At 69.3% G+C, this 11,439-nt stretch carries 10 protein-coding genes and 1 tRNA gene; 4 read left to right on the top strand and 7 right to left on the bottom strand.

The window, feature by feature from the left end:
• Window positions 1-131: 131 nt before the first annotated feature.
• From KA217_08580 to KA217_08565, 4 genes are all read right to left on the bottom strand, one after another.
• Window positions 132-398 carry a hypothetical protein gene (locus KA217_08580; GenBank protein ID MBP7712502.1) on the bottom strand — a complete coding sequence of 89 codons (267 nt, stop codon included), beginning with the start codon at window positions 396-398 and terminating at the stop codon, window positions 132-134.
• A 103-nt stretch (window positions 399-501) separates the two neighbouring features.
• Window positions 502-1,116, bottom strand: a complete 615-nt coding sequence (locus tag KA217_08575; GenBank protein ID MBP7712501.1) for a hypothetical protein — start codon at window positions 1,114-1,116, stop codon at window positions 502-504.
• 2 nt (window positions 1,117-1,118) lie between these two features.
• Entirely contained in the window at window positions 1,119-2,435 is a 1,317-nt protein-coding gene (locus KA217_08570; protein ID MBP7712500.1) for an integrase family protein, read from the bottom strand.
• Between the two features lie 401 nt (window positions 2,436-2,836).
• Window positions 2,837-3,835 carry a dihydroorotate dehydrogenase-like protein gene (locus KA217_08565; GenBank protein MBP7712499.1) on the bottom strand — a complete coding sequence of 333 codons (999 nt, stop codon included), beginning with the start codon at window positions 3,833-3,835 and terminating at the stop codon, window positions 2,837-2,839.
• 225 nt (window positions 3,836-4,060) lie between these two features.
• On the opposite strand from KA217_08565, the gene KA217_08560 reads away from it, so the two are divergent.
• Window positions 4,061-4,534, top strand: a complete 474-nt coding sequence (locus KA217_08560) for a YbhB/YbcL family Raf kinase inhibitor-like protein (GenBank protein MBP7712498.1) — start codon at window positions 4,061-4,063, stop codon at window positions 4,532-4,534.
• A 54-nt stretch (window positions 4,535-4,588) separates the two neighbouring features.
• Here KA217_08560 and KA217_08555 read toward each other — a convergent pair.
• Window positions 4,589-4,678, bottom strand: a tRNA-Ser gene (locus KA217_08555).
• Between the two features lie 171 nt (window positions 4,679-4,849).
• Between KA217_08555 and KA217_08550 the strand changes: the two genes are divergently transcribed.
• From KA217_08550 to pntB, 3 genes are all read left to right on the top strand, one after another.
• Window positions 4,850-5,521: a Bax inhibitor-1/YccA family protein gene (locus KA217_08550; GenBank protein MBP7712497.1), complete on the top strand. Its 672-nt coding sequence runs from the start codon at window positions 4,850-4,852 to the stop codon at window positions 5,519-5,521.
• A gap of 179 nt (window positions 5,522-5,700) precedes the next feature.
• The gene (locus tag KA217_08545; GenBank protein ID MBP7712496.1) at window positions 5,701-7,263 is read left to right on the top strand and encodes a Re/Si-specific NAD(P)(+) transhydrogenase subunit alpha; all 1,563 of its coding nucleotides are present in this window, start codon (window positions 5,701-5,703) and stop codon (window positions 7,261-7,263) included.
• 11 nt (window positions 7,264-7,274) lie between these two features.
• Window positions 7,275-8,663, top strand: coding sequence for a Re/Si-specific NAD(P)(+) transhydrogenase subunit beta (gene pntB / locus KA217_08540; GenBank protein MBP7712495.1), 1,389 nt, complete (start codon window positions 7,275-7,277; stop codon window positions 8,661-8,663).
• Window positions 8,664-8,677: 14 nt separating this feature from the next.
• Here pntB and serS read toward each other — a convergent pair whose 3' ends face one another.
• Together serS and KA217_08530 are read right to left on the bottom strand one after the other, a co-directional pair.
• Window positions 8,678-9,949: a serine--tRNA ligase gene (gene serS, locus KA217_08535; protein MBP7712494.1), complete on the bottom strand. Its 1,272-nt coding sequence runs from the start codon at window positions 9,947-9,949 to the stop codon at window positions 8,678-8,680.
• 129 nt (window positions 9,950-10,078) lie between these two features.
• Window positions 10,079-11,428: a replication-associated recombination protein A gene (locus KA217_08530; GenBank protein MBP7712493.1), complete on the bottom strand. Its 1,350-nt coding sequence runs from the start codon at window positions 11,426-11,428 to the stop codon at window positions 10,079-10,081.
• Window positions 11,429-11,439: the final 11 nt, after the last annotated feature.

Here is an 11,439-nt window from a genome sequence, read left to right as displayed (position 1 = left end):
CGCGAACAAGTGTCCGTTGCGGACAGTCGCCGAATTGGTTATTTTTTGACCAGCGGCCCGCTCGGGTCGCGTTCCCCCCCCCTCGCTGTTCCCGGCCGGGCGCCCCCCGCCCGGCCGGCCCATTGCGGCCCTCACGACACGCCGCCTTGCGGCTTGCGGGCCGGCGGCCGGTTCGTTTTCGTGCGGCTGGGGTTCGCGATCAAGCGCTCGATCGCGGCGTCGACCGACTCCTCGCGCCAGTAGCGGATCCCGCTGATCAGGGCGTCGTGCGGGGGCAGGTTGCCGCGGTCGATCTGGCGGCGGAGCCACATGTCGGAGGGGGCTTTCGGCGCGCCGTCCTTGCGGCCGATCGAGACGAACTTTTCCCTGATCGCCCTGGCGCTGATCAACTTCTTCATGGTCGCTACTCTCGGGTTGTGGAGCCTGAGAGCAGGTTTAGCAGCCCTTTTTAGGGGTGTCTACATGTAAGCGCTTGAATTAAATAGGGAAAACCGGTTGTCCCTATTTTCTCGGGCGTCCGCGGCCCCGGCGCAGGGCCGGCGGCTCGATCGGCCGGAGCCAGTCGGCGACGGTCGCGAGCGGCGGAAGTTTCGGTCGCAGCAGCAGGTCGCGCCGGAGCCCGAAGCGCTCGGGGGCGGCGCGCATGAACGGCTCCAGCAAGCGCGCGAAGTCCGGCGCGGGCAGGTGCGGCACGTCGCCCGCCAGGTGGGTGAGGTAGAGCCGGCGGGCAAGCTCCCGGGCGTCCGCGTACCCGTGCCGTCGGCCGAGCTCGCCTTGCCGCTCGCGCTCCCGATCCGCGGCGCCGAACACCTCCTCATTGAGTCGCCCGAGCTCCTCGCGCATGGCGCGCTCGCGCGGGTCCTGGAGCGGCCCGGCACGTCGCTGGGCCTCGCGGGCGACTGCCAGGGCCGCGCCGGCCAGCATGCAGAGGGCCCGCTGACGATCGGTGAGGTCCTCGTACTCGGCCAGCGGCACAAGCCACTCCGCGTGTGCGCTCCAGAGCTCGGGCTCGAAGCACAAGCCAAAGCAGGCGGCGACCCGCGGCGACACGCCTTGGGCCCGGAGCTCCCGAAGCGCGCGCCGGGCGAGCTCGGCCTCGAACCATACGCGGGGCACGATCAGGATCTCCGCAGGGCGACCACGGTCGACCCGGGAGCCGGCGCGAGGGCGAGCCCCTCGACATGGTGTGCCCACAGCCGCAGCGCGTGGGCGACCTCCTCGCGGTAGTCGAACCGGTTGTAGACCCGGGCGACGCCCTTGATCTGGCCGCTCCGGTGGTTCAGCACGCGCTCGATCACATGGGGGGCGACCCCGAGCCGCGCCATGCCCGACGCGGCCGTTCTACGCAGGTCGTAGAGCCGCCAGGGGGCCGGCAGGGGCCAGCGCTGGGGGTCCTCTGCATGGAGCTCGGCGAGGGCCTTGTCGAGCCGCCCGGGCGCCCACGGCTCGGGCTTCTCCCCCTTGCGAGGAGTCCGGCGCGGGTCGCGCTCCGCCTTCAGGTTCGAGCCCGGCCGGATCGCCTTGCCGCCCCCGGTCGTCGAGAGCACGAACGGCCCCTCCAGCTCGGGGCACTCCGCCAGCACGGCGAGGGCAGCCGGGGGCAGAGTGATCAGGTGGGGGGTTGCGTTCTTGGGATCGGGGATCGACCACAGGGAGCCGTCGAGATCCCCCCGGCGCATGCCCGCGATCTCGGCCGGCCGTTGCCCGGTGATCGCGGCGAGCCGCACGAACGATCCCCAGGGGTAGGGGAGCCGGCCCGCGGCCTCCCACACGCCGGCGAGCTCCCGGTCGTCGAGCACACGGTCGCGGCTTTGCTCCTTGCTGGGGAGCCCAACCCCGGCGAGCGGGGAGGCTTCGAGCACACCACGCTCGACAGCCCAGTTGAACAGCTTGCGGGTATAGGCGAGCGTCCGGTTCGCCATGGTGCCCTTGCCCGCCGCGGCGAGGGTGTCCACCACGTCGAGCACGTCGCGGCGGGCGACCGTCGTGATCGGCTTCGAGCCGAACACAGGGATCAGCTTGCCGCGGATCACAGCCGCGACGGCGCGCGCCCCCTTGAGCCGGGGCATGGCGTAGAGCCGCAGGTAGTCCTCCGCCACGCGGGCGAAGGACTCCCGGGCCTGTTCGGGCAGAACCTCGGCCGGCGCGCGCCGGGGATCCTCGTGACGGTCGACCAGAGCGATCGCCTTGCGTGCGGCGTCACGGGCTTCGGCCAGCGACACCCCGACCCCCTCGGGGTCGACCGGGCGGCGGGCCTCCCCGAGGGCCTGGCGTACCTGCTTGCCGTTGTGGCGGTACATGACGAACCACGTCCGGCGGCCGGTCGCAGACACGCGCACGCCGAACCCCGGGAGCACGGCGTCGAACACGTCGACCCGGCCGGCGGCGGGGGGCTTCAGACGGTCAACGGCAAGGTCGGTCAGCTTCGCTTTCATGGGTAACCTCGCGCGGCTTGTTACCCAACGCCCCCTTCCTAGAGTGACGATCCGTCACCCGAACAGGCCGAGTGACGGGTTCAGGGCTTGGGTAACAGTTGGGTAACAGACTCGGGGCGTTAAGGGGTGTTTGGGCCTGTTAGGAAGCATAGGCCCAGACACCCCGCAACGCAAGGCGGAGCGCGGGTTTCAGGCGGATCGGAAGGGGTAAGGTGTGAGGGGGCTTGAGGCGGACCGGAATGACTGTTAATCACTAGGTCGGCGGTTCGAGCCCGTCCCGGGGAGCCAAACCCAATCCTGCCGTAGCGCCCAGAGCGCGGGCCCAGCCGTTACGGGGCCCGGCGGAGACCCATCGGGCCTCCGCCGCCCTTGCGCCCACCTTCGCTACCCCTGCATCCGCCCTAGCGCCAGGAGCGCGAGTAGCCCTGCAGGATGCGGATGTAGTTTCCGCGCTCGTACATCTCGGGCCTGGGGCTGCGCCAGAGGCTCATGCTGCCCTGCGCCTGCTCCAGGGATTCGTATTCGTGCTCGGTGAGCCACCGGTCGAGCCCCTCGACCAACCGGGTCACCACGCCCACACCGTTCTTCAGCACCGCCGACACGACCTGCACGCCGTGCGCGCCGGCCATCACCGCCTTGAGGGCGTCGTTGGGCGTGTGCACCCCACCCGTCACCCCGAGGGAGACGTCGACGCGCCCGGACAGGAGCGCCATCCAGCGCAGCCGCGAGAGCAATTCGGACGAGGTCGACAACTCGAGCTTCAACGCGACGTCCAGGTTCTCCACGTCGATGTCGGGCTGGTAGAACCGGTTGAAGAGCACCAGCCCCTTGGCGCCGGCCGCGGACAACTGGCGCGCGAGGTGGGAGAGCCCCGTGTAGGTCGGAGACAGCTTCACCGCAATGGGCAGCTTCGTCTTGCCGGCCACCGCAGCCACCATGTCGACCAATCGCTTCTCGATGGTGGAACAGTCCTCGGCCGGATCACCGCCCACGGTGTAGACGTTCAATTCCAGCGCGTCCGCCCCGGCCTGCTCGATGAGTCGGGCGTAGTCGAGCCAGCCCGCCTGGGTCGTGCCATTCAGCGACCCGATCACGGGGACGTCCACGGCCTCCTTGACCTTGCGCAATTTCTCCAGATAGGCGTCGGGACCCACCAGGTATTCGCTCGAGGCCGGCAGGTAGCTCAGGGCCTCGCCAAAGGATTCGTTGACCTCCGCACGACGCTCCTCGAGCCGCCGCTCGTGCTCGATCTGTTCCTGGAACAGGGAGTGCATGACGATGGCCGACGCCCCCGCGTCCTGGGCCTGCTTCACCTTGTCCAAATCCTGCACGAGCGGCGAGGCCCCCAGCATCACGGGGTGCTTGAGCCGGAAACCCAGGTAATCGCTGGAAAGGTCCATAGTTCACCTTGACGAGATGGGAATGAACGATCGGCTTCCTTTGGTCGGAACCGCAGCGCATGATACTGGCAGGACGGCGCGGAGCGCACACATCAACCCATGTCCAGTCACACGAGCGCCTGGCGGCAGCGCATCCTGCCGCTGATGGGGGTGTTGCTGCTCGGCGCCCTGGCGGCGTTCGCGACGACGGGCCCCGCCGTCGGCGCAGCCGGAGGAGATCGCGCCATGAGCCTGACCATCACCTCGACCGCGTTTGCACCCGACGGTGCGATTCCCACGTTGTACACCTGCGACGGCAAGGACCACTCACCCCCCCTGGCGTGGTCCGGGGTGCCCGCCGGCACGAAGAGCCTCGCCCTGATCGTCGACGACCCGGACGCCCCCGACCCCGCGGCGCCGAAGATGACCTGGGTCCACTGGGTCCTCTACAACCTTCCGGCGGACTCGAGCGGCCTGCCTGAGGCCGTGGCTTCGGCCGGTCTGCCCGCCGGCACCCGCGAGGGCGTGAACGACTGGAAGCGCACGGGCTACGGAGGTCCCTGTCCGCCCATCGGGCGCCACCGCTACTTCCACAAGCTCTATGCCCTCGACGTGGTGCTCCCGGAACTCGGCAAGCCCACCAAGGCGACGTTGGAGAAGGCCATGGAGGGGCACGTGATCGGACGGGCGCATCTCATGGGGACCTACCGGCGCGATTGACGGCAGGCTCGAGGTGTCGCACGACGCCAGCGAAGGCCTTGCGACGTGTGGTGATGGCGGTGGGTCTGGGATTCGAACCCAGGAAGGGATTGCTCCCTTGCTAGTTTTCAAGACTAGTGCCTTCAACCGCTCGGCCAACCCACCCTCCTCGGAAAGGGGGAGCGCCAAGCATAGCGCAAATCGTCGCGACCAGGCCCCGCCCGGGCTCTCCTCGGGTTGACGGGTCCAGGGCGCCCGATATCATCGCGGAACCTCCGGTCATCCAGCGAGGTCTGAGATGTCCGTGGGCAAACGCACCCAAGCACGGAGAACGACATGAGCCAGACCTTCCCGGCCTACTCCCGACCGATGGAATCGGTCCTCGAGACCAACAAGGTCCTGCGCAACACCTATCTTCTTCTCGCGATGACGCTGCTGTTCAGCGCCCTGACGGCCGGCGTCGCGATGGCCACCCGCATGCCGCACCCCGGCCTGCTGGTGACGCTCGGCGGCTACTTCCTGCTGCTGTTCCTCACGAACAAGTTCCGCAACAGCAGCCTCGGGCTGCTCTTCGTCTTCGCGCTGACCGGCTTCATGGGCCTCACCCTGGGTCCCATCCTGAACCACTACATGACCGCCCTGCCGAACGGGAGTCAGGTCGTGGCGATGGCGCTCGCCGGCACCGGCGTCATCTTCATCGCCATGTCCGCGTACGCTCTGTCCAGCCGCAAGGACTTCAGCTTCCTCGGCGGTTTCCTCATGGCGGGGATCCTCGTAGCCTTCCTGGCAGGCCTCGCCGCGATCCTGTTCGGGCTGAGCGGGCTGTCGCTCGCCGTCTCGGCGATCTTCGTGCTGTTGATGTCCGGGCTGATCCTCTGGGAAACGAGCACAATCATCCACGGCGGCGAGACGAACTACGTCTCCGCCACCGTGACGCTGTACGTCTCCATCTACAACCTCTTCAGCAGTCTGCTGCACCTGCTGGGGGTCTTCGGCGGCGACGAATAGGCACCCGCTCGCCGCAGTACCCCACCCGAAGCCCCGGCCGACACCGGGGCTTCGCCGTTTCTGGCCCCTTCGACGAACCGGCTTGCCCCGGGCGCAAGGCCGGTCCACGTTTTCGGCTATAATCCGCCGCCCCCTCCAGGGGCTCGAAACGCCCCACAGGCAGCGAGGAGACCCGGGACGTGAGAATCGGAATTCCGCGGGAGATCCACGAAAACGAGGCGCGCGTGGCGGCGACGCCCGAGTCCGTCCGAGAGCTCGTCAAGCTCGGTTTCACGGTGTCCGTCGAGGCAGGCGCCGGGGCGCTGTCCCACTTCCCGGACGACCTCTACCGGGAAGCCGGAGCGGAGATCGCACACGACGCCCAAGCCCTGTGGGCCTCAGCCGACCTCGTCCTGAAGGTCCGCGCGCCCGAGCCCCATCCGGCGCTCGGCGTGCACGAGGCCGAACTGCTCCGGGAGGGCGCTACCCTCGTGAGCTTCCTGTGGCCAGCCCAGAATCCCGAGCTGATGCAGCGGCTCGCGGCGCGCAAGGCGACCGTCATCGCCATGGACAGCGTGCCCCGCATCTCCCGGGCGCAGAAGCTCGACGCCCTCTCCTCCATGGCCAACATCGCGGGCTACCGCGCCATCATCGAGGCCGCGGGACACTTCGGGCGCTTCTTCACCGGACAGATCACCGCAGCGGGCAAGGTTCCGCCGGCCAAGGTGCTGATCATCGGCGCGGGCGTGGCGGGCCTCGCCGCCATCGGCACCGCCCACGGCATGGGTGCAGTCGTGCGCGCCTTCGACACCCGGCCGGAGGTAAGGGACCAGGTGAAGAGCATGGGGGCCGAGTTCCTCATGCTGGACTTCGAGGAGGAAGGCAGCGGGGCGGGTGGTTACGCGAAGGTGATGAGCGAGGCCTTCATCAAGGCCGAGATGGCGCTCTTCGCCGCGCAGGCGCGCGAGGTCGACATCATCGTCACGACCGCGCTGATCCCGGGGAAGCCTGCCCCGAAACTGATCACCGAGGAGATGGTGCAGTCCATGGCCGACGGCAGCGTGATCGTCGACCTGGCGGCCGAGCAGGGCGGCAACTGCGCGCTCACCGAGCCGGGAAAGGTGGTCGTGCGCCACGGGGTCACCATCATCGGTTACACGGACCTGCCGAGCCGCCTGCCGACCCAGTCGAGCCGGCTGTACTCGACGAACGTGCGCCACCTGCTGACGGACCTGACCCCCGCGAAGGACGGGCGGATCGTGGTCGACATGGAGGACGAGGTCATCCGCGGCGCGACCGTGATCCGGGAAGGCGAGATCACCTGGCCACCCCCTGCCCCCAAGCTCTCGAAGGCCCCCCCGAAATCCCCGGTCTCCGCGAAACCGGCCCAGCCCGCGAAAGAGGAGCCGGCCGCGCGGGCCGGCCTCGGGTCGGCCATCGCGTTGCTCGTGGGCGCACTCGCCTTCCTCGCCGTCGGCACCGTGGCGCCCCGTGAGCTCCTGAACCACCTCACCGTGTTCGTGCTCGCCATCTTCGTGGGCTACAAGGTGGTCTGGAGCGTCACCCCCGCCCTGCACACACCCCTCATGAGCGTGACGAACGCAATCAGCGGGATCATCGTGCTCGGCGCCTTGCTCCAGATCTCCGGACCCTTTCCCGGCGTGGTCACGGTCCTTGCCGCCTTCGCGGTGTTGCTCTCGATGATCAACGTCGCGGGCGGCTTTCTCGTCACGCAGCGCATGTTGCAGATGTTCCGCAAGTAGAGGACCGACCCATGTCTCAGGGACTGATCAGCAGCGCATACCTCGTCGCCGCCGTCCTCTTCATCCTGAGCCTCGGTGGCCTCTCGCACCCGGAGTCGGCGCGCCGGGGAAACCTCTACGGGATGGTCGGCATGGCGATCGCCATCGTGGCGACGCTCGCCCTGCCCCACGTGAACGCCTACGCCCTGATCGCCGTCACCATGGGCATCGGGGCGGTGATTGGGATCGTGGTCGCACGACGTGTGGTGATGACGGCGATGCCGCAGCTGGTCGCGATGCTGCACAGCTTCGTCGGCCTCGCCGCCGTTCTGGTCGGGTACGCCAGCTATCTCGACCCCTCCGTGCAGCATCACGGGGTCGAGCGCACGATCCACGAGGTCGAGATCTACCTGGGCGTCCTGATCGGCGCCGTGACCTTCACCGGCTCGGTCGTTGCCTTCGGCAAGCTGCAGGGGATCTTCACGAGCAAGCCCGTGCTGCTCCCGGCCCGGCACTGGGTGAACCTGGGCCTGCTGCTCGTCAGCCTCTGGCTCGGGTGGGAGTTCCTGCAAGCGGACCCCAGGGGCGGCCTGGTGGCGCTGCTCCTCATGACGCTGCTCGCCTTCCTCTTCGGCATCCACATGGTCATCGCCATCGGCGGCGCGGACATGCCCGTGGTGATCTCGATGCTGAACAGCTACTCCGGGTGGGCAGCCGCGGCGACCGGTTTCATGTTGTCGAACGACCTGCTGATCGTTACGGGTGCCCTGGTGGGCTCGAGCGGTGCGATCCTCTCCTACATCATGTGCCGGGCGATGAATCGCAAGTTCCTCGCCGTGATCGCCGGAGGCTTCGGGACGCCCAAGGGCGCGTCCGGCGCCGGAGTCGCGGAGGGACGAGCGGTCAACCCCATCACGGCGGAGGACACCGCCCAGCTCCTGAAGGATGCCGACCAGGTCGTCATCGTTCCCGGTTACGGCATGGCCGTCGCCCAGGCCCAGTACCCCATCGCCGCGATCTCGGAGAAGCTGCGGGCGCGCGGCGTCAAGGTGCGTTTCGCCATCCACCCGGTCGCGGGGCGCATGCCCGGGCACATGAACGTGCTCCTGGCCGAGGCGAAGGTGCCCTACGACATCGTGCTCGAGATGGACGAGATCAACCCCGACTTCCCGCGCACCGACGCCGTCCTCGTCATCGGGGCCAACGACATCGTCAACCCGAGCGCCCAGACCGACCCGGACAGCCCCATCGCGGGCATGCCGGTGCTGGAGGTGTGGAAGGCCAGGACGGTCGTGATCATGAAGCGCAGCATGGCCACCGGCTACGCCGGGGTCGAGAACCCGCTGTTCTTCGAGGACAACGCCCGCATGCTCTTCGGCGACGCCAAGAAGAGCGTCGACGCAATCCTCGCCGCGCTCTAGACCGGCACGGGCGGTCAGCCCACGTGAGTGGCGCCGCCCATGTAGGCCCGTAGCGGCTCGGGGACGGCAATCCGCCCGTCCGCCTCCTGGCAGTTCTCCATGACTGCCACCAGGGCGCGCCCGACAGCGAGCCCCGAGCCGTTCAGGGTGTGCAGCAGCTCGGGCTTGCCCGTGTCCGGATTGCGCCAGCGGGCCTTCAGGCGCCGCGCCTGAAAGTCCTCGAAGTTGCTGCAGGAGGAGATCTCGCGATAGCGCTGCTGGCCCGGCAGCCAGACCTCGATGTCGTAGGTCTTGGCCGACGAGAAGCCGAGGTCACCGGTGCAGAGCGTCACGACCCGGTACGGCAGCCCGAGGGCCTGCAGGACCGCTTCGGCGTGCCCCGTGAGCTCTTCCAGGGCGCGGTAGGAATCCCCTGGCGGCACCATCTGGACCATCTCGACCTTCTCGAACTGGTGCTGGCGGATCATCCCCCGGGTGTCCTTTCCGTAGGACCCCGCCTCGCTGCGGAAACAAGGCGTGTGGCAGACGAAGCGCCTGGGCATCTCGTCCGCTTCGAAGATGAGGTCGCGGGCGATGTTGGTCACGGGGACCTCGGCGGTCGGGATCAGGTAGTAGTCCTGCAGCGGGATGTGGAAGAGGTCCTCCTTGAACTTCGGCAGCTGCCCGGTACCGGTCAGGCTCGCGGCGTTGACCAGATAGGGGACGTAGACCTCGCGATAGCCGTGGCGGCTGGTGTGCAGGTCGAGCATGAACTGGGTGAGCGCCCGGTGCAGGCGCGCGAGCGGCCCCGCCAGGACCGCGAAGCGGCTACCCGAGATCTTGGCCGCGGTCTCGAAGTCCAGCAGCCCGAGCGCGGCACCGAGGTCCACGTGGTCCCGGGGCTCGAAGGAGAAGGCGCGCGGCTCCCCCCAGCGCCGGACCTCCTCGTTGTCGCCCTCTCCGCCCCCGGACGGCACGCTCTCGTGGGGGATGTTGGGAACCGTGAGCAGGAACCCCTCGATCTCGGTCTGCAGCGCCTCGAGGCGGGCCTCCGCCCCCTTCAGGTCCTCGCCGAGGCGCCCCACCTCGGCGAGTAGCGGAGCCGTATCCTCGCCGCCCGCCTTCGCCTTCCCGATGAGCCGAGAGCGGGCGTTGCGCTCGGCCTGCAACTCCTGGGTGCGCACCTGAACGGCCTTGCGCTCCGCCTCCAGCCTGGCGACGCGCTCCGTGTCCAGCGTGTACCCCCGGCGGGCGAGGCGGCGGGCGGTGTCTTCCAACTCGTTGCGGAACAGCCTCGGGTCTAGCATGAGAAGTCGCCGTTGAAGGTTGCATCCCAGGTGGAAAGGTGGCCCGGCCGGACCGGGGATTTCGGGCGCGCCGGGACCGGCCCTCCGGCGTGGGCGAGCGCCGGTTGTCGTCGTGAGCGCTTCCCGCGCCTACCCTCCCTTCTCCTTGCCCCGCCCTTTCGCCGTCGTCCCGGCCGCAGCCGAATCCAGGGCCCGCAGGCGCTCGAGTTTCTCGGCGATCTGGCTCTCCAGCCCCCGCGGCACGGGCCGGTAGTAGCGCCGCTCGGGCATCCCGTCCGGGAAATACCGTTGGCCGGCCGCGTAGGCGTTCGGCTCGTCGTGAGGGTAGCGGTACGCCGCGCCGTAGTCGAGACGGCGCATCAGGGCGGTGGGGGCGTTGCGCAGGTGCAGGGGCACCGCCAGGGATCCCAGGCGCCGCACGTCCTCCCGGGCCTCGCCGAATGCGACGTAGACGGCGTTGCTCTTGGCCGCGCTGGCGAGGTAGGTGACGGCCTGCGCAAGGGCCAGTTCCCCCTCCGGGTGACCGAGCCGCTCCTGCACGTCCCAGGCCGCGAGCACCAGCGACAGGGCCCGGGGGTCCGCGTTTCCCACGTCCTCGCTGGCAACCCGGACCAGACGGCGCGCCAGGTAGAGGGGGTCGCAGCCCCCGTCGAGCATGCGCGCGAGCCAATAGAGCGCGGCGTCCGGGTCGGAGCCCCGGATGGACTTGTGGAGCGCGGAGATCTGGTCGTAGAAGACATCGCCCCCGCGGTCGAACCGCCGGACGTCACCGGTCAGCACCGCGTCCAGCACCTCGGCGCTGACCTCACCGCCACGCCCGCCCCCCGACGCGAGCTCCGCGGCGACCTCGAGGACGTTCAGGGCCCGGCGGGCGTCACCGTCCGCGGCCCGGGCCAACCGGTCACGCTCGGCATCCGCCATCCGCAGCCCCGCAGCGCCGAGTCCGCGCTGCGGGTCCTCGATCGCGCGGTCGATCACCCGGCGGACGTCCTCGGGCCCGAGCGGTTCCAGGACATACACCCGGCAGCGCGACAGGAGCGCGCTGTTCAGCTCGAAGGAGGGGTTCTCCGTCGTGGCCCCGATGAAGGTGAGGGTGCCGTCCTCGACGTAGGGAAGGAATGCGTCCTGCTGAGCCTTGTTGAAGCGGTGGGCCTCGTCGACGAACAGGATCGTCTCCCCGCCCTCGGCCTGCCGGTATGCCTGCGCCCGGGCCACGGCCTCGCGGATGTCCTTGACTCCCGCCAGGACGGCGGACAGGGGAATGAACTGCGCGTGGGCAGAGCGGGCCAGCAGGCGCGCCAGGGTCGTCTTGCCCGTCCCCGGGGGACCCCAGAGCACCATGGAGTGCAGGCGCCCGGTCTGCAACGCCTCGCGTAGGGGCCGCCCAGGCCCGAGGATGCGCTCCTGTCCCACGAGGTCCTCGACCCGGTCGGGCCGCACGCGGTCCGCGAGGGGGGCGTGGGAGGGGGTCTCGCTCAAGGCAGGCTCGG

The organism is Gammaproteobacteria bacterium (assembly GCA_017999615.1).
Classification (GTDB): domain Bacteria; phylum Pseudomonadota; class Gammaproteobacteria; order JAABTG01; family JAABTG01; genus JAGNLM01.
This window is presented reverse-complemented; position numbering and strand designations above follow the sequence as displayed.